17 protein-coding genes are annotated in these 17731 nt (G+C 39.9%); 3 read left to right on the top strand and 14 right to left on the bottom strand.

The window, feature by feature from the left end:
• Nucleotides 1–43: 43 nt before the first annotated feature.
• The gene (locus KJS36_RS10840; RefSeq protein ID WP_244842837.1) at nucleotides 44–175 is read left to right on the top strand and encodes a DUF6019 family protein; all 132 of its coding nucleotides are present in this window, start codon (nucleotides 44–46) and stop codon (nucleotides 173–175) included.
• A gap of 143 nt (nucleotides 176–318) precedes the next feature.
• On the opposite strand, the gene KJS36_RS08060 is transcribed toward KJS36_RS10840, so the two are convergent.
• Nucleotides 319–1509, bottom strand: coding sequence for a DNRLRE domain-containing protein (locus KJS36_RS08060; RefSeq protein WP_213536405.1), 1191 nt, complete (start codon nucleotides 1507–1509; stop codon nucleotides 319–321).
• Nucleotides 1510–1784: 275 nt separating this feature from the next.
• Between KJS36_RS08060 and KJS36_RS08055 the strand changes: the two genes are divergently transcribed.
• Nucleotides 1785–2231: an OsmC family protein gene (locus KJS36_RS08055; protein ID WP_213536404.1), complete on the top strand. Its 447-nt coding sequence runs from the start codon at nucleotides 1785–1787 to the stop codon at nucleotides 2229–2231.
• A gap of 265 nt (nucleotides 2232–2496) precedes the next feature.
• On the opposite strand, the gene KJS36_RS08050 is transcribed toward KJS36_RS08055, so the two are convergent.
• The 6 genes from KJS36_RS08050 to ahpC form a co-directional block, all read right to left on the bottom strand.
• Entirely contained in the window at nucleotides 2497–3075 is a 579-nt protein-coding gene (locus KJS36_RS08050; RefSeq protein WP_244842835.1) for a DUF5626 family protein, read from the bottom strand.
• 115 nt (nucleotides 3076–3190) lie between these two features.
• Complete coding sequence (locus KJS36_RS08045; protein ID WP_213536403.1) at nucleotides 3191–4024, bottom strand: Rgg/GadR/MutR family transcriptional regulator; 834 nt, start codon at nucleotides 4022–4024, stop codon at nucleotides 3191–3193.
• A gap of 71 nt (nucleotides 4025–4095) precedes the next feature.
• Entirely contained in the window at nucleotides 4096–5442 is a 1347-nt protein-coding gene (locus KJS36_RS08040) for a glucose-6-phosphate isomerase (protein WP_213536402.1), read from the bottom strand.
• Nucleotides 5443–5606: 164 nt separating this feature from the next.
• Nucleotides 5607–7631: an oxidoreductase gene (locus KJS36_RS08035; RefSeq protein WP_213536401.1), complete on the bottom strand. Its 2025-nt coding sequence runs from the start codon at nucleotides 7629–7631 to the stop codon at nucleotides 5607–5609.
• A gap of 149 nt (nucleotides 7632–7780) precedes the next feature.
• Nucleotides 7781–9313 carry an alkyl hydroperoxide reductase subunit F gene (gene ahpF, locus KJS36_RS08030; RefSeq protein ID WP_213536400.1) on the bottom strand — a complete coding sequence of 511 codons (1533 nt, stop codon included), beginning with the start codon at nucleotides 9311–9313 and terminating at the stop codon, nucleotides 7781–7783.
• A gap of 49 nt (nucleotides 9314–9362) precedes the next feature.
• Nucleotides 9363–9926, bottom strand: a complete 564-nt coding sequence (ahpC, locus tag KJS36_RS08025) for an alkyl hydroperoxide reductase subunit C (RefSeq protein WP_213536399.1) — start codon at nucleotides 9924–9926, stop codon at nucleotides 9363–9365.
• A gap of 292 nt (nucleotides 9927–10218) precedes the next feature.
• On the opposite strand from ahpC, the gene KJS36_RS08020 reads away from it, so the two are divergent.
• On the top strand, nucleotides 10219–10710 hold the full coding sequence (locus KJS36_RS08020) for a YkgJ family cysteine cluster protein (protein WP_213536398.1): 492 nt from the start codon (nucleotides 10219–10221) through the stop codon (nucleotides 10708–10710).
• Between the two features lie 50 nt (nucleotides 10711–10760).
• Here the strand turns inward: KJS36_RS08020 and KJS36_RS08015 are convergent, their stop codons facing one another.
• The 7 genes from KJS36_RS08015 to KJS36_RS07985 form a co-directional block, all read right to left on the bottom strand.
• Entirely contained in the window at nucleotides 10761–11447 is a 687-nt protein-coding gene (locus tag KJS36_RS08015; protein ID WP_213536397.1) for an alpha/beta fold hydrolase, read from the bottom strand.
• Between the two features lie 203 nt (nucleotides 11448–11650).
• Nucleotides 11651–12379 (bottom strand): ABC transporter permease, encoded by a 729-nt coding sequence (locus tag KJS36_RS08010; protein ID WP_244842854.1) that lies wholly within the window; start codon nucleotides 12377–12379, stop codon nucleotides 11651–11653.
• 51 nt (nucleotides 12380–12430) lie between these two features.
• Complete coding sequence (locus KJS36_RS08005; protein WP_213536395.1) at nucleotides 12431–13171, bottom strand: SAM-dependent methyltransferase; 741 nt, start codon at nucleotides 13169–13171, stop codon at nucleotides 12431–12433.
• A 1-nt stretch (nucleotide 13172) separates the two neighbouring features.
• Complete coding sequence (locus KJS36_RS08000) at nucleotides 13173–13919, bottom strand: ABC transporter ATP-binding protein (RefSeq protein WP_213536394.1); 747 nt, start codon at nucleotides 13917–13919, stop codon at nucleotides 13173–13175.
• A 26-nt stretch (nucleotides 13920–13945) separates the two neighbouring features.
• Complete coding sequence (locus KJS36_RS07995; RefSeq protein ID WP_213536393.1) at nucleotides 13946–14437, bottom strand: VOC family protein; 492 nt, start codon at nucleotides 14435–14437, stop codon at nucleotides 13946–13948.
• A gap of 1 nt (nucleotide 14438) precedes the next feature.
• Entirely contained in the window at nucleotides 14439–14801 is a 363-nt protein-coding gene (locus KJS36_RS07990) for an MmcQ/YjbR family DNA-binding protein (RefSeq protein WP_213536392.1), read from the bottom strand.
• A gap of 285 nt (nucleotides 14802–15086) precedes the next feature.
• Nucleotides 15087–17711 carry a valine--tRNA ligase gene (locus tag KJS36_RS07985; protein ID WP_213536391.1) on the bottom strand — a complete coding sequence of 875 codons (2625 nt, stop codon included), beginning with the start codon at nucleotides 17709–17711 and terminating at the stop codon, nucleotides 15087–15089.
• Nucleotides 17712–17731 lie beyond the last annotated feature (20 nt).

Raw genomic sequence — 17731 nt, 5'->3', positions numbered from 1 at the left:
TATAATGTAATCATTAAAGTACCCTATAAAAGGAGGTTTCAAAATGGGTTCAATTATTGGACTATTGGTTTATCTTATCATTTTCCTAATTATTTGCTTTTCCCTTTATTTTGTCATCAAAACTGCTGTGAAAAATGCAATTAAAGAAAGTAAAAATGAGGGAATTTTGAAGTAAATGCTATGAAAATTTTTTGACAGTTTTGTCAAAAAATTTTTTCTATTCCGTCCGTTTGACAGCTCTGTCAAACCAGACTTCAGCAAAATTTACCAAAAATAAGAAACCCCTCTTGCCTTTAACCGAGCAAGAGAGTTTTTAATTTAGTGTGCTGTAAAGTTGGGGACATCTTTTGTCACCGCAAAATAGATAGCTTGACTCGTATAAAAATTCACTGTTTTATCAATGAAAGTATCAGAAGAATCCCAAGGATAACGTGCCGGAGAAATGCCGGGCCCTGAGCAAGGCAACACAAACGACGGGGTATTACCTGAAAATTTCTGAGCCCATTGTCCATCACTCAATTCAGTTTGCCAGTGATAATCAAAATCATCTGGATTTCTGAAATCAACACTCCCATCAAACGATTTTACGCCTACCCTAAGCGCAATTCGATACTCCTTTTTAGCATCAATCGAACTATCAAAATGAGCCAGTCTTCTGAATTTCGAAATTTTTAGAGACTGTTGGTGCGTAGCGACATACTTTTCCGTCAAATCAGCGATATAGTTAGCAATTCCATTTTCACCAGATTTTTTATAAATGTTGCTCATTATTGCTGGGTTGCCTTTTAAATCAGTAAGCAAAATTTCATTGGTATCTCGCAACGCGTTTGATAAGCAATTTCCTTTTGGAACCGAGGTAAAAGCATATTTACCATAATTGCTTGCACGCGCTTTTTGTTTCCCCGTAACAACGAGATAAGGTCTTGAGGCATTATCTTTTTCAGTATCCCCAGTATAAAAGGTACTTGTGCTTCCTTTTATCGCCACTAATGAGAAGCCATTATTTTTTGAATGTCCTGCCAGCCAATTTTTAAGCGTTGACGTCACATCAAGACTCAACCACCCATTTTTTCCAGACTTGACTGATGTGCTAATTGGTTTTCCAATATCAGATTTGATTTGAGTGAAACGACTATCTAGTCCAACCCATGCTGCACCTGTTGCCGCACCAATTTTCAACGCTTTGGGGAGCTTCCCCGACTTCAGTCTTAGATATAATCTGGCGGTGACGACCTCGTTAGAAAGCCATCTTGCCTGTAGAGGAAGGCGTAAAAAAGCAAAATTTTCTTTTCCTTTTATATTTGACACAGTAATTTCCGAAAAATCTTCTGTTGCTTGTCCTGTCGCCTGGTTAAAACTATTATAAGCTGTTGTAGAATCGGTTGACTTCCAACTTTGTGTGCTAGTAGATGACACACTCTTGCGATGTGCTGAGAGCGCATTCGATGTACACGCGGAAAGAGCTAAAGCAATCACACTAAGAAAAATGATTATTCTTATCTTTTTCATTTTAAACTCCATTTCGTCTCGCTGCGCTCGGCGAATCAATAAGTCATGAAAACGAGTGCGCACTCTCGTTTCGTGTATAATAATGGTACAAAGCACGAAAGCAATATGCCAGAGCACCTTGTACAGCAACAGTTTTAACTTATTTTAATCTTAAAATTACACTTTGTCAAAAATTATCTGATTTTTAAGCTTTTGACGAAACTGTCAAAACAGATTTCGGCAAAATTTACCAAAAATAGCGTAAAATAGAACTATCAAAGATTCAGGAGGCTCTCATGTCAGAAGAAAATTTGCACCCTACGGCGACCTACAAAACCGTTGCCATCAACGAAACTGGTGTCAATGGTGTGTCCTACATCAAAAACGAAGAAACTTACCCAATCAGCGCGCCCAGCAATGCCGAAGCTGTTGGAAATCCCGAGAAATTTCTCGGACTTGCACTTGCGACCTGCCTCAACGCTACGCTCGAAGCCATCGAAGAACGCAATCAACTGGCACACACAAGCAAAGTAAAAGTTGCCGTTTATCAAGCGCCCGACGAAAAAAAGCGAGGTCTGATGTTTCTCGTGGACGTGACCGTATTTATCCCGCTCAGCGCTGACGTTGATGAGCGCAAAGCACGTGCGATGTTTGACCTCGCAGAAAGTCGCTGTCCTGTCGCCAAACTCGTCGGTGGCAATGAAAATGTTACTTTTACGCTTGTTCATAACTGGGAAGACTAAAAAAGCTTTTTGACAGTTTTGTCAAAAGCTTTTTTGCTACTTATTTTTTTTATAGAACTATCAAAAACAAAACAAGGCTATCAAAAATTTTGACAGCCTTGTTTTTCACATTTTATAGGCCTGTATTAAGCTTCTTTACGCTTTATAGTCTATTTCTTTTTATTATCAGCCCCATTTTTCTTTATTTTAGACACCAACCTTGCAATTAGAAATATTACAAATGCTACAAAAAGTATGGTGCAAATAAAAACTATACTTAAGATAATCAATTATTCGTAATCACAATCTTATTGGAACTGTTAATTGTAGCACGTACCCATCCAGTCCAAGAAATTATATTATAAATTGGTGTAGTAAAATCAAAGCGGGCTGTTGCTTGTTTACTACTATCTACAGTTAATGTATGCGAGCCAACTGAGCCCGCAATGATATAGTCAAGGTTATTAGCAGATGTTATTTTATTACTGGATACGTTAATATAAAATGTCACATTCCATGCAACTCCCCAAGCATTAATTTTATATTTTCCATTCGCTACCCGTAGCAACGGATTAATTACTGGTGTCATAGAGTAATTAGTAATAGTTCCATCATCAGCAGTTATTGTCTGAATCTCTCCAGTACTAGGTAGATTTTGATAATCAAAAGTTGCAGAGCTTGCACTATCTACAATATCTTCAGATATTGCCTGATTTGTGTCTGTATCAAAAGATGGTATTGTAGTTGTTACTTGAGGAGAAGAATCTGATGTTATTTCATCTGCACTTGCCAATACTGGCATTGCAACAGAAAGAAGAACAACTGTGGTCATAAGACCTGTGAGAATTGATTTTGTTTTCATCATGCAAACCTTTCTTTAATAATATATTTGCACTTCAAGGATGCGCGCTTATCCTTTATTCTAAAACTATTATAAACCTAAAAAGTTCTAAATGATTAAAAAAGCAGTAGCTTTAAAGCTACAAAAAAACAACCCCTATATTTTCACATTTTCTGCGATAGTACTGAACCAAAACTTCTCTGTCTAAAAATGAAAATACATTTAATGCAGTTTCTATCTCAACCCTTCCATTTCCTTGATGAATAAAAAAATAATCAAAAATCCCAATGGATAATCGTTTTAAAGTAGCTGTATAAAGGTCAGTGGTTACCAACTTTTTTTGCTCAATAATTTGTAATACCTGTTTCGCTTTATCACGCTCACCTCTTGAAACTAAAAGATAAACTCCACGGTAAAAGGCTTGCAATATTTTTCTTCTATATTTCAATATATCATAATAATTTTCACTTTTTTCATCAAAATCATCCATCAATTCCAAGATTTCCGATGTCGTCAAGCTATTCAAAATACAGAAAAAGAGGCAAATTTCAAAATATCCCCACTCTTTTATTTTCTTTAAGTATAATAAGACTTGTTCAGTTTCCACTTTCTCTAAATCATCAACATTACTTTTTGCAGCTAAGGCAAGTAAAATATAGCCTGAATTCCTCGCTTCCTGATAAAGTGCTTCTAATTTTTTCTTATCAAATTTGAAATTTGCTTCTTCAATCTCATTCAAGAACTCTTCTTGAAAATCAGGAACAAAATCATTAAGAATCAAATCAAATTCACCTAAACTCACATTCATTTCTTGGAGCATCATATCCACACGTTCCAAACTCATCATTGTTTTTCCTCGCTCAAAACGGCTCAAATCTGTTTTATCAATTCCTAATTTTTGAAAGTAGGATAAAGGCAATCCTTTTTGTTCTCTTAAAAATCTAAATTTTTCTCCATATCTTGCAAAAGACATTCTTCGCTCCTTTTTGATTTATTTCAAGAAAAGAGCCTATCAAATGACAGGCTCTATTTTTTCAAAAAATTTTACAAACGCGCGTTCAATTCATCTGTCAATTCTTCATAGCCAGGTTTGCCCAAAAGTCCAAACATATTACGTTTGTAGCTTTCGACACCTGGTTGGTTAAATGGATTAATTCCGTTTAAGTAGCCAGAAATACCAATCGCAAGTTCAAAGAAGTAAATCGCATAACCAAGTGTGAATTCGTCTTGTTCAGGCAAAGTCACAATCATGTTAGGGACATTTCCGTCTGTATGTGCAAGCAAAACACCGTCAGAAGCTTTTTTATTGACAAAATCAACATCTTTTCCTTCAATGTAAGCAAGTCCGTCAAGGTCTGCGTCCATCTTAGGGATGGTAATATTTTTACGAGGTTTTTCAACACGAACGGCTGTTTCAAATACAGTACGAGTGCCTTCTTGAATCCATTGTCCGAGTGAATGCAAGTCTGTTGAGAAGTTCGCAGACGTTGGATAAATCCCTTTTTGGTCTTTTCCTTCAGATTCACCAGCGAGTTGTTTCCACCATTCTGAGAAATATTGCAATGATGGCTCGTAGTTAATCAAAATTTCTGAGAATTTTCCCTTGCGATAAAGAATATTACGAAGCGCAGCATAAGCATAAGCATCATTTTTACGCACATCTGTCTCAGTATATTCTTTACGTGCGGCATTGGCACCTTCCATGAGTTTTTGAATATCATGTCCAGCAGCTGCGATAGGAAGAAGTCCAACAGGTGTCAAGACAGAAAAACGTCCACCAACTGAATCTGGGACAACGAAAGTTTCCCAACCATTGGCATCCGCATTAACTTTAACAGCTCCCTTGGCTTTATCTGTTGTTGCGTAAATGCGACCGTTCGCGCCATCACGACCGTATTTTTTCACAAGCAATTCTTCAAAGACACGGAAAGCAATCGCAGGTTCAGTTGTTGTACCTGATTTTGAGATAACATTCACTGAGAAATCTTTATCTTCAACAAAATCAACCAAGTCAGCCAAATAGTTTGAGCTGATAGAGTTTCCAGCGTAAACAACGAGCGGAGCTTTGCGTTGTTCAGGCGTTTGATAATTTGCAAATGTAGAGTTCAAAAAGTCATTTGCCGCACGCGCACCAAGGTAAGAACCACCAATACCAAGAACCACGAGAACTTCGCTTTCCTCAGCGATTTTCTTAGCTGCTGCTTGAATGCGCGCAAATTCAGCCTTATCATAATCTTCAGGAAGGTCAATCCAACCACGGAAATCAGCGCCCGCGCCAGTACCTTCGCGAAGAACTTTATCCGCAGCAGTAATCTGCCATTGGATTTCGTCCAATTCATTATCAGCTACAAATGGTGTAAGTTTTGAATAATCAAATTTAATATGAGACATTTTTTCTCCTTGTGAACTATTTATTTTTTGATAACTTATTTTACCATTTTTTAGAAAAATACTCAATCTATGACTCTTTTTATACTATAAATTTATCATCTTTTTTATTTCCGCATTTTGAAAATAAAAAATCAGCCGAAAAAGGCTGATTTGTAAGTAAGTTTTTAGAGAGTTTGTGCGAGTGCAAAGGCATCATTAACAGCTTCAAGCACATCACGCACTTGATTTGAATCCCCAAGATTTGTGACATGGGGATATTCTTCCTTCAAAGCCTCATAAAGTGTTTTTTCAGAGCGATAGCCGAGAGCGAGAACAACTTGTGAAGCTGGAAGAGTTTTATTTTCTCCATTTTGCTCAACTTCAATACTGTCTGGATTGATTTTAGTTAAACGTGCAGATGTATATCTTGCAACTTTATGAAAATCAAGAAGTTCCAACATCATCTGCCAGTTTGGATGTGGTGCACCTTTCGGCAAAACTGTATCCGCCATTTCGATGATTTGTGATTTTTTACCATGTTTAGCAAGCCAAATAGCAATTTCTACACCAACTGTTCCCCCACCGATGATTGTCGTGAGTTCTCCTGCATTTTCAGCACCTGCAGTAAGGAAATCTTTGGCAATCGTAACATTTGGCAAATCAATACCTGTAACAGGTGGGATAAAGTCATAAGAACCTGTCGCAACGATGATTTCGTCTGCTTGCGCCAATCTTGTATCTTCCGCTGTGATGGCTGTGTGAAACTCAATCTTCACCCCAAGTTGTGAAAGCTGTCTGCCCCACCATTGTACCAGACGAACACCAGCTTCTTTAAACTCAGGAACGACACCATAGCTAAAAAGTCCGCCAATTTTATCTGATTTTTCGTAAATCGTCACTTGATGTCCTTTTGCCGCAAGAAGTCTTCCAGCTTCAAGTCCAGCAGGTCCTGCTCCGATAATCGCAATCTCTTTCACATTTGTTGTTTTTTCAGTTTCTAATGGAAATTCGCATTCACGTCCTGCACGCGCATTGACTGTACAATGCGCATTACGATGATTGACTTGATTGAAACAGCCTTCGTGGCAATATTGACACGGTGTGATATCTTCATAGTTGCCTGCATAGATTTTATTGACAATCTGTGAATCAGCAATCAACGGACGACCAAGCGCAACCATATCAAGTTTATTTTCCGACAATGCTTGTTCTGCAAAGTCAGGATTTGCCATCATTCCCGAAACGATAACAGGAATATTGACCACTTTTTTGACCTCTTCAGAAAGTGGCAAATAAGGCCCTTGTTCAAAGAAAAGTGGTGGATGCGCCCAATACCAACTGTCATAGTTTCCACCATCAACAGACAAATGCGCATAGCCATAACTTTCAAGCATTTTTGCAACTTCAAGTCCTTCAGCAAAATCACGACCAGATTCAAGTACATCTGGTTTTTCAAGAGTAATTTTTGTTTCTTCTGGGAGAATACCTTTTCGTAAATCTTTGACGAAAGATTTGAGTGAAAGTCGCATTCCAACTGGGAAATCTTCCCCACAGACACGATGAATTTCATCAATGATTTCTTTTGTGAAACGCAGACGATTTTCAAGACTACCGCCGTATTCATCTGTGCGCTGATTATAAAAACTCATAGAAAATTGGTCAAGGAGATAACCTTCATGGAGTGCATGAATTTCTACACCTGCAGCGCCACCATCTTGGGCAATTTTTGCTGCTGTCCCAAATTTTCGGATAATCTCGTGAATTTCATCAATAGATAGTGCACGCTGTTGTTTTTCTGGGTCCCAACGATTGCTGATAACACTTGGAGCAACATAAGATTGTTCACTCGTCGTAACAATTGGGAAAACAGCGCGTCCAAAACCTGCTGTGAGTTGGACAAAAAGTTTTGAGTCGTATTCCGCCATTGCTGTCGTCAGTTTTTTCAATCGTTTTGTGAATAATTCTGGATTTTGATTGGGCATTGGCATTCCGAGATTGACATTTTCTACGTCATTATCTACTTTACAAAGGCTGGTAAATAACACACCAACTCCACCTTTGGCACGTTCAAGATAGTATTCAATCGCGCGCTCACCAAAAGCACCATCTTCATATTCGTGAACAAAAAGCATTGGCGCAAGTGCGTAACGATTTTTTATTGTAACTTTACCAATTTTAATTGGCTCAAACAGATTTTCGTGGTTTCCCATTTCTTCTCTTTTCTTGTGATAATTTTAACTATACTATTCTAAACTTTTTTTGCTTGTTTATCAATTTTCAAAGACGAAAAAGAGAAATTATTTTTTTGACAGTTTCGTCAAAAAAATCAGTACTTTTGTACTGATTTTTTTATCATTTTTTAATTACGTATCAAATAATCAAAGGCTGAAAGTGCTGCTGTCGCACCTGTTCCCATAGAAATAATGATTTGTTTGTAACGACTGTCTGTACAGTCACCGGCTGCAAAGACTCCCTCAACACTCGTTGCACCTTCTTTATCAGCAAGGATTTCGCCACGCGCATTGAGTTCAATACTGCTTTCTTTGAGCCATTCTGTATTTGGCACAAGTCCGATTTGGATGAAAATACCTGCGATATCTAAATGCGTTGCTTCGCCAGTTTCTCTTGAAACATAATCCACACCGTTGACTTTATCTGTTCCTGTGATTGCCTTCGTTTCAACATTTGTCACAACCGTCACATTTGCCAAACTGTAAACTTTATCAACTAAGACTTTATCTGCTTTAAGTTCTGGCATAAATTCAAGAACTGTCACGTGTTTAACAACACCCGCAAGGTCAATCGCAGCCTCAATTCCAGAATTTCCACCACCGACAACAGCTACATCTTTTCCAGCAAATAATGGGCCATCACAGTGTGGACAATAAGCAACACCTTTTGTTTTAAACTCTTGCTCACCAGGGATACCAAGGTCACGCCAGTGCGCACCTGTTGCCAAAATCAAACTCTTTGTTTTGAGAATAGCACCATTTTCAAGCGTCACTTCGACTTGCTCTTTCTTTTCCAACTTCACCGCACGTTGTGTTTTCATCAAGTCAATCGGATATTTTTTCACGTGCTCTTCAAGTTGACGTCCAAGTTCCAATCCTTCGATATAAGGTGTTCCGATGAGATTTTCAATCCCCAACGTTTCCAAAGGTTGACCACCAAAACGTTCTGCTAAAACGCCTGTACGAATACCTTTACGCGCCGCATAGATAGCTGAAGCTGCACCAGCAGGTCCTCCACCAACGACGAGTACATCAAAAAGCTCTTTCTCATCAAATTCTTCACTGCCAGCAGGACCAAGAATTTTTTCCAAGAGTTCTTCAAGTGTCGCACGACCACTGGTAAATTCTTCACCATCTTTGAAAACAGTTGGCACAGCCATGATACTTTTTTCTTCGACTTCTTCTTTATACATTCCGCCCTCAATCATCGTGTGACTGATGTTTGGGTTCAAAATAGTCATGACATTGAAAGCTTGCACGACATCTGGACAGTTATGACACGTCAAACTGACATAAGTTTCAAAGTGAAGTGACTTTTTGATAGCTTTAATCCGTGGAATGAGTTCTGGGTCAATCTTTGGCGCGCGTCCACTAACTTGCACGAGCGCAAGCACCAATGAATTTAACTCATGTCCAAGTGGCAATCCAGCAAAAACAAGACCTGAAACCACACCTTCGCGCGCAATTTCAAAAGCTGGACTTTTTGGTAATTTTGCTTCTTGAACAGAAATTTTATCAGACAAACTCGCAAGTTCCGTCACAAAATTTCTGATTTTTTCTCCATTTTCACTCTCATCACTGTCAACTTTAAGAATAATATCATTTTCCAAAAGTTGTAAATAAGGCTTTAGTTGACCTCGCAGTGTTTCATCTAAAATCATGTTTTCTCCTTTTATTTAAAAAGAAGTGAGCTACACTCACTTCTGGCGATTAGATTCTTCCAACAAGGTCGATACCAGTTGTCAATGTTTCGCCATCTTCTTTCCATTTGGCAGGGCAAACTTCGCCTGGATGTGTACGAACATATTGAGCTGCTTTGATTTTGTCAATCAGTTGACTTGCATCACGTCCGATACCATCAGCTGTAATTTCGATTGCTTGAATCACTCCATCTGGGTCGATGATAAAGCTTCCACGTTGAGCAAGTCCTGCTTCTTCATCAAAAACATCAAATTCACGAGAAATTTTTCCTGAAGGGTCAGCAAGCATTGTATATTTAAGTTTTGAAATAGCATCGCTATGTTCGTGCCAAGCAGCGTGAACAAAGTGTGTATCTGTTGAACATGAGTAAATCTCAACACCAAGTGCTGAAAGAGCTTCGTGTTGGTCTTCCAAATCTTCAAGTTCTGTTGGACAAACGAATGAAAAGTCTGCTGGATAGAAGACCAAAACATTCCATTTTCCTGTAAAATCTGTATCTGAAACTTTGATAAATTTTCCGTTTAAGTAAGCGTCAGTTGTAAAATCACCAACTTTTTTTCCTATAAGTGACATAAATACCTCCAAATTAATTGATGTTTCTATTATCTCAAATGTATTTTTTTTCGTCAAATTATCTGTTTGAAAATTTTGACAGATTATTTTAAGTTTACATTTGTTTACTTAGACATCCTTTTTTGTTTTGCATATTTTTGACAGCTTTGTCAAAAATATTTTCAATAAATAACAAGATGCTTATTAAAATTTTTCTCTACAAAATGTCCTCTTTTATTTTTTGACGGTTCTGTCAAAAATTTTACTGTACAATGGCTAGAAATTTCTTGATTTTTATACTAAAATAGAAGTCATGGCTATTGACATTGAACATTATAAAAATCTGGCACAACAAAAACATAAGGCACATCAAAAATTTCTTACACAGTTAAAGAAAAAACCACCGAAAAATCTTGACAGGATTGTCAAAAATGTTCATGAAGAAGTTTTCTGTGAGATTGACTGTACCAAGTGCGCAAATTGTTGTAAAATTCTAGGGCCACTTTGGACGGAAGCCGACATCGAACGCGTCGCAAAACATCTGCGTATGAAAGTGAGTGATTTTGAAGCTGCTTATCTGCGTGTTGACGAGGACGGTGACAAAGTTTTTCAGACAATGCCTTGCCCATTTCTAGGGAGCGACAATCTCTGCTCAATCTATGAAGTTCGTCCCAAAGCTTGCCGCGAATTTCCGCATACTGACCGAAAAAAGATTTATCAGATTAACAACTTGACAATCAAAAACACCCTGTATTGCCCCGCAGCTTATGAGTTTGTGGAAAAGTTGCAAGAGAGATTGAAATAATACTTTGATACATAAATAAAAAACTTATTTTATTAAAGTGAGTTTTTTATTTATGTTTTATTCTTTAAAAAATTATTGACGATTGTATTAAAACGACCTGGTCGAAAATAAAAAGTCAAATGCGTTCCAAAAGATAAGATTTGAAAGTGAGAATGAGGAATGGAAGCCGCAATTTCTCGTGCATGATGAGATTTAACCACATCAAATTGTCCATTAAGCACTAAAGTATCTGCCTTTATATTTTTCAAATCATCAAATTTTAATCCTGTTTCTTCACTAAGCAAACGTAAAACTGGCGATTTATAAGCAACTTTCCCGATGAGCTTAATCAATAGACCTACCGGACGAATAAAACCAAGTTGCGTTAAATTTCCTGCGTTCAAAATCAATTTATTGACACGTTCTGGATATTGGCTTGCAAAAAGCATTGCTGTATTCGCGCCATCGCTAAAACCTAAAAGATTAGCGACAGCAATATTTTCCGCATTCATAATTTCCAGTAAATCCTGCGCTAGTTGCTCAAATTTTATTCTTTTCCCTCGAAAATGACTCCGTCCATGCGCTCTTGTATCCAGTGCCAAACAAGTATAATTTGCTTTCAAAAAACGAATTTGCTTCCTAAAAATCCAACTACTCTCCGAATTTCCATGTAAAAAGATGAGAACAGGTCCCTGACCTAGCTTGTAATAAAAAAGTTTTGTGCCATCACTCGCAGTAAAATAATTTTCCAAAGCCATATTTTACAACCTTTCCATGCAAAAATCTCATTTATTCTCATCATCTCTCTTATTTTACAGCTTTTTCCCAAAAAGCTCTAGCAAAATAGACCAGTATCTGTCCAATACTTTTTGATATAGAACATCTTTCTTTTCGTACTGCCCCTTTTTTTGCGTGAAAATTTCATAAAAAAATCCAATTTAGAATTATTTTTATTCCTCACTCAAACCCGGCTACGCTTATAAAGTCGTGTACTGACCAGGTATGAAACTACGAGTATTCCAGTCGACATCAGAAGTCCAATCCCAAAATCAGCATGTATCGTCCCTTGTTGGAGCGTATGCGACAATCCATTGATGATGAAATTCGCAGGGTGAAATTCGGCGATATTTTGCACAAACTGTGGAAGTTCAAACAAAATCATCGTCCCCATCATCTCAGAGGAGAGTATGAAGAAGCCCATAACCAGCATAAAGAGTGCCGAGAGCATACCCATTGACTTTGCTACAAAGCCTAAAATCGTCATGGCCCACGCGGTCGAAAAGCTAAAGAGGAGTAATCCTACATAGAAAAGCGCCCAATGTCCCAGATTTGCCGGCGATGTGAGTCCTAAAAGAAAGGCAAGTCCAGTAATCAAAGAAATCGACACGAACGTCTGGATAACGTTTGTCAAGACGTGTCCCCAGAGGAAAGCACCTCTTGCGAGTGGCATACTGCGCAGGCGGGTCATCATATTTTTTTCGCGATCTTCAAACAGCCTGAAAGCCGTGTATGACGTGCCGAGAAGCACGCTGACGATGGCGACCACTGGAAATATCTGACCAAGTGCCGCGCCACTATCTCCCTGTTGACGCGCGACAAAGTAGTTAATCATGAAAATCACGAGAGGCATGACGAGGCTCGTGATAATCGCTTCGCCGTCACGTAAATTTTTCTTCAAATTTCGTTTCATTAAGACAAGTGTTTCGTTCATTTTTTACCTTCTTTCTTATAGTTATTAAAACTAGACAACTTTAGCAATCAGCTGAATCGTATTAAAATACTGTCCTGCTTCCGCTGTCATCATCTCTAAATCCCATTTTTCTTCTTTATTTTGTGGGTCAAGCGTGTTGAGATAGTCTTGCCAAGCTTTCTTATGGCAAGCTTGTTCGCTGATGTTCACAATTTCTATGCCCCTTGCCTTGCTCCACAAGTCCTTCCACCATTCAATACCACGAACGTACTTTGCAACATCTGGGACATCCCAAAAAGGCTGCATTTCCGGCGGAACATTGTCACCAAACTCATACTTCAATCCGGGAAATGAAACGGCAATATAGCCACCTTTTTTCACAAAAGAAGCGAGCTTTGGTAGCATTTCCTCGTTATCGCCAAACATATTGTATGCGCCTACCGAAAAAATTACGTCGAAATAACCTTTGGCAAACGGCAGCGGCTGTGTAGCATCGAGTATCAAAGGAACAACTTTATCCGCAACGCCAAGCGACTGAAATCTCTCATAATTTTCGGCCGGCTCAATCATTAAGTCAGTGGCAAAAACTTCCGCGCCATATTCTTGCGCCAAATACAACGATGACAAGCCCGGTCCACAACCCAAATCAAGAATTCGCATCTCCTCTGTGATTGTGAAATACGAAACCAACTCCTCGGATTGTCGTATTGCGTTAGGTCCCCACATTGTTTCTTGCAAAAAAGCATGACTTTTTTCGTCCACGACGGCTGTATTTAAAACTTTCATGTTCATTTTATTTTCCTTTCTTGACAACTTTGATAAAAATATCTTCTAAATTTGCATTTTTTTCACCGTGTTCTTTGTGATGCTGGGCTTGAAGCTCTGAAAAGTCGCCTTCGACGACGATTTGCCCGCCGTGTAGAATGGCAATCTTGTCCGCCAATTCCTCGGCTTCTTTCAGATACTGCGTTGTTAGCACAATTGTCGTGCCTTCATTTTTCAGCTCTTTGATGACCTCATAAACCTCATATCTGGCTTCGGGGTCAAGACCCGTCGTTGGCTCATCAAGGAAAAGTACCGAGCGAGCGCTAATCAAACCCATGGCGATGTCAACGCGCCGTTTCATTCCACCTGAGTAACTTTTCACACGCTTGTCTGCAGCGGAAGTCATGCCAACTTTGTCAAGCACTTCCTCCACTTTTTCGCGCGCATTCGGCACTTTCCATAAATTCGCCATGAGAAGCAAATTTTCACGTCCTGTCATGAATTCATCAAGGGCGGAAAATTGTCCTGTCAAGGCAATGGAGTCACGCACATTTTGTGCCTCTTTGACGACATCATAGCCGTTGACCATTGCTGTACCGCTATCTGCGGTAAGTAAAGTGGCAAGAATGTTTATCATCGTTGTCTTCCCCGCACCATTTGAGCCGAGAAGCGCATAAACTTCGCCCTCCTTGACTTCAAAGTCAACGCCTTTCAGCACTTCTTTGTCGCCGAAACTTTTTATTACGTTTGAAACTCTAATCATATTTTTTGTCATTTCTTTCTCCTTATGTGAATTTTTTCTTATTTTTGAGCAATTAATTCTTCAACTACTGCCTCAGAATCTCCGAAGCGCTCGGCAATCTCTGTTATACTCAAGCCTTGTGCCAAAAATCGTTTTGCCACAAAAGCGACGCTCTCAGCAATTTCGATGATATGTCCGTCATAGTCGTAAAAGCGCATGGTATATGCCCCATAGCTTGACATTATCGGCTCATGCAACCAGTCAATCGCACTATCTGCCTTGATTTTTTTGAACATAGCCTCCAAATCTTCGACTTCAAAATAAAGCTGAGATATGTTTGCCCTGCGCTTCACAGAAAATTCTGCACCGGAGAGCCAGTCCGCATATGCCCATTCAGGCGCTAGTGTAATTCCGCTCTCGTAAGCTATCATCTGCCCGTCGTAGTCATAATCATAGATAGGTACCTGCTCCAATACATTCTCATAAAATTTTCTCGCTCGTTCAAGATTTGTTACTGTCAATAGAATGCCTTCAAATTTTATTTTTGTCATCTTATTCTCCTTGTGCGATTTCCTTTTGTATTTTTTTGCTAAATCCGCTGACGATAAGTTCGTAAGACTCGTCTATCATTTTTTTGACAAGATTGTCAGAAATATTTTCTGACAGGTAAATGCTATTCCAATGAGTTTTATTCATGTAATAGCCTGGAATGATTTTCCCGTTGTGCAGTTCACGTGCTTCTTCGCCATGCTCTGGTAAAAGCTTAAGCGTCAGGATTTCCTTGCCATTTTTATCGCCACCATGCATGGCAAACATTTTTCCGCGAATTAAGTAACGATGAGCATTCCAGTCCGCTTGATAATCTTTTTGTGCTTCTTGTTTGCTAAGCAGATGATTTTCTAATGTTTTTTTCATTTTTATTCCTTTATTCTCATTTGTTTATTATATATTTATTGTAATATAAAAATTACTTCTGACGAAGTGATATAAATTCCTTGCTAAATTTAACATAAAAAAGTATTTTGACAGAACTGTCAAAATACTTTTTTTGATTTTATTTTTTTAACACAGGCACGTGCATTACAAATAGCCGGCAAAATACAAGGCGAATAACCAAATTTTTCAGCCTTCGGAACCATATTTTGGTCAATGTAAGACTAAGTCCTTGAAAATCAACTGTGATACTGCGAAATTTTTATTTTACTTTTTTAATTCACTCAAGCGTTTTTCAACTGCATCAAATTTTTCCTGATAATCCACCAACTTCGCACGTTCTGCATCTACCACGTCAGCTTTCGCATTCGTGACAAATTTCTCGTTGGCGAGTTTCTTATTAACCAAATCAAGCTCTTTTTGCCATTTAGCAAGTTCTTTCGCCAAACGCTCGATTTCCTCATCAATGTTGATTAAACCTGCAAGGGGCAAGTAAATCTCAGCCCCCGTGATGACAGCTGACATCGCTTCTTCTGTCAGCTTCACCTCTTGTGCAATCGTCAGTTCTGACGGATTGGTAAAACGTGTGATGTAATTTTTTACAGAGTTGAGGAAGCCAGTTTTGTCAGTTTTGATGAGAATCGGCACTTTCTTACTCAGCGGTGTATTGACTTCCGCACGACTATTGCGCACGCTCGTGATGATGTCAATGAGAAGTTGTACACCTTCGGTCGCCTTTTCATCATCAAACTCAGGACGAACGATCGGATAGTCCGCCACGACAATCGAGCCTGTTGTATTCGGCATTTTCTCGAAAATTTCTTCGGTGAAGAATGGCATGATAGGGTGCAAGAGACGTAGCACATTGTCCAAAACGTAGAGCAAGACAGAGCGCGTCACATTTTTCTCGTCCTCATTATCGCCAAACATGACCTCTTTGGTCAATTCCAAATACCAATTTGCAAACTCATCCCAAATGAAATTATAGAGAATGTGCCCCGCCACGCCGAACTCGAACTTATCCATTTGCTCCGTCACGCGCGCAATAGTATCATTCAAACGCGTCAAAATCCAGCGATCAGTCACGTTTGTTTTAGCGTAGTCAATTTCGCTTGACGCCCCTTCGCTATTCATGAGAATATAGCGACTGACATTCCAAATCTTGTTAATGAAATTCCACGCGGCGTCCATCTTGTCATAGCTAAAACGTACATCCTGACCAGGCGCAGAGCCATTTGACAAGAACCAGCGTAGCGCATCCGTCCCGTATTTCTCAATGACATCCATCGGATCAATGCCGTTACCGAGCGATTTAGACATTTTACGTCCTTCTTCATCACGGATTAAGCCGTGAATGAGTGCGCGCTCAAACGGTGATTTTCCAGTAAATTCTAACCCTTGGAAAATCATCCGTGCCACCCAAAATGGAATGATGTCATAACCTGTTACAAGTGTTGAAGTCGGATAGTAGCGTTTGAAATCTTCCGAATTTTCATCAGGCCAGCCCATCGTGCTGAAAGGCCACAGAGCTGAGCTAAACCAAGTATCAAGAACATCTTCCTCTTGTTTCCAGCCCTCGCCCTCAGGCGCTTCCATGCCAACATAAACCTCTTCGCCACGATACCAGGCAGGGATTTGATGCCCCCACCAAAGTTGACGAGAAATCACCCAATCATGGACATTTTCCATCCACTGCAGATAAGCGTCTCCAAAACGTGGCGGATAGAAAGTGACCGCATCATCTGTTCCATCCTCTTTTCGTTGATGTGCAATCGCATTTTTAGCAAGACCTGACATCTTGACGAACCATTGCTTCGACAAACGCGGCTCAACAATCACACCCGTCCGCTCAGAATGTCCCACTTCGTGATGGATTGGCTCAACTTTCACTAAAATTCCCAGACGTTCAAACTCAGCAACAACTTTCTTGCGTGCCTCAAAACGATCCAATCCATTATATTCGTCGCCACAAAGCTCATTCATCGTACCATCAGCATTCATCACATTTGGCATAGGCAGATTGTGCCGTTGTCCGACCAAAAAGTCATTCGGGTCATGTGCAGGCGTGATTTTCACAACACCCGTACCTTTTTCCATGTCGGCATGCTCATCGCCGACAATCGGAATTGCCTTGTTTAAAATCGGCAAGATAACGGTTTTTCCGATGTATTTCGCATAACGTTCGTCAGCAGGATTGACCGCCACCGCCGTATCACCAAAGAAAGTCTCAGGGCGCGTCGTTGCCACCTCCAGCACAATCTCGCCGTCGGCAGAGGCATAGTTGACATGATAAAAAGCGCCCTCCACGTCCTTGTGAATGACTTCAATGTCGCTGAGTGCCGTCATCGCCTTAGGGTCCCAGTTGATAATCTTCTCGCCCTGATAAATCCAGCCCTTTTCATAGAGCTTGACAAAAACCGTGCGCACCGCCTCATTCAGTCCCTCGTCCAGCGTAAAACGCTCACGGTCATAATCGACCGAAATGCCCATCTTCGCCCACTGCTGGTGAATCGTCTCGGCATACTCGTCCTTCCATTCCCAAGCTTTTTCGAGGAATTTCTCACGTCCGAGGTCTTGAGGCAAAATGCCCTGCTCAGCAAGGCGTGCTGCCACTTTCGCCTGTGTCGCAATACCCGCATGGTCCATACCTGGTAGCCAGAGCGTATCAAAGCCCTGCATCCGCTTCTGGCGAATGATAATATCCTGCAGCGTCGTGTCCCAGGCGTGTCCAAGGTGGAGCTTGCCCGTCACGTTGGGTGGTGGGATGACGATGCTGTAAGGATGTGCTTTTTTATCGCCACTTGGCTTGAAAACGCCTTGTTCGAGCCATTTGGCATAGCGACCTTGTTCGGTTTGGGTTGGGTTGTATTTTGTTGGTAATTCTGTTGTCATTTGACTCTCCATATATTTCA

Source organism: Lactococcus nasutitermitis (assembly GCF_018403765.1).
Lineage (GTDB): Bacteria > Bacillota > Bacilli > Lactobacillales > Streptococcaceae > Lactococcus > Lactococcus nasutitermitis.
Note: the sequence above shows the minus strand (reverse complement) of the source record. Positions and strands in the feature narration are given on the sequence as shown.

Bases quoted from the DNA above. Each gene is read 5' to 3' on its own strand.
- KJS36_RS10840 (WP_244842837.1), top strand. From the start codon at position 44: ATGGGTTCAATTATTGGACTATTGGTTTATCTTATCATTTTCCTAATT.
- KJS36_RS08060 (WP_213536405.1), bottom strand. From the start codon at position 1,509: ATGAAAAAGATAAGAATAATCATTTTTCTTAGTGTGATTGCTTTAGCT.
- KJS36_RS08055 (WP_213536404.1), top strand. From the start codon at position 1,785: ATGTCAGAAGAAAATTTGCACCCTACGGCGACCTACAAAACCGTTGCC.
- KJS36_RS08050 (WP_244842835.1), bottom strand. From the start codon at position 3,075: ATGATGAAAACAAAATCAATTCTCACAGGTCTTATGACCACAGTTGTT.
- KJS36_RS08045 (WP_213536403.1), bottom strand. From the start codon at position 4,024: ATGTCTTTTGCAAGATATGGAGAAAAATTTAGATTTTTAAGAGAACAA.
- KJS36_RS08040 (WP_213536402.1), bottom strand. From the start codon at position 5,442: ATGTCTCATATTAAATTTGATTATTCAAAACTTACACCATTTGTAGCT.
- KJS36_RS08035 (WP_213536401.1), bottom strand. From the start codon at position 7,631: ATGGGAAACCACGAAAATCTGTTTGAGCCAATTAAAATTGGTAAAGTT.
- ahpF (WP_213536400.1), bottom strand. From the start codon at position 9,313: ATGATTTTAGATGAAACACTGCGAGGTCAACTAAAGCCTTATTTACAA.
- ahpC (WP_213536399.1), bottom strand. From the start codon at position 9,926: ATGTCACTTATAGGAAAAAAAGTTGGTGATTTTACAACTGACGCTTAC.
- KJS36_RS08020 (WP_213536398.1), top strand. From the start codon at position 10,219: ATGGCTATTGACATTGAACATTATAAAAATCTGGCACAACAAAAACAT.
- KJS36_RS08015 (WP_213536397.1), bottom strand. From the start codon at position 11,447: ATGGCTTTGGAAAATTATTTTACTGCGAGTGATGGCACAAAACTTTTT.
- KJS36_RS08010 (WP_244842854.1), bottom strand. From the start codon at position 12,379: ATGAAACGAAATTTGAAGAAAAATTTACGTGACGGCGAAGCGATTATC.
- KJS36_RS08005 (WP_213536395.1), bottom strand. From the start codon at position 13,171: ATGAACATGAAAGTTTTAAATACAGCCGTCGTGGACGAAAAAAGTCAT.
- KJS36_RS08000 (WP_213536394.1), bottom strand. From the start codon at position 13,919: ATGACAAAAAATATGATTAGAGTTTCAAACGTAATAAAAAGTTTCGGC.
- KJS36_RS07995 (WP_213536393.1), bottom strand. From the start codon at position 14,437: ATGACAAAAATAAAATTTGAAGGCATTCTATTGACAGTAACAAATCTT.
- KJS36_RS07990 (WP_213536392.1), bottom strand. From the start codon at position 14,801: ATGAAAAAAACATTAGAAAATCATCTGCTTAGCAAACAAGAAGCACAA.
- KJS36_RS07985 (WP_213536391.1), bottom strand. From the start codon at position 17,711: ATGACAACAGAATTACCAACAAAATACAACCCAACCCAAACCGAACAA.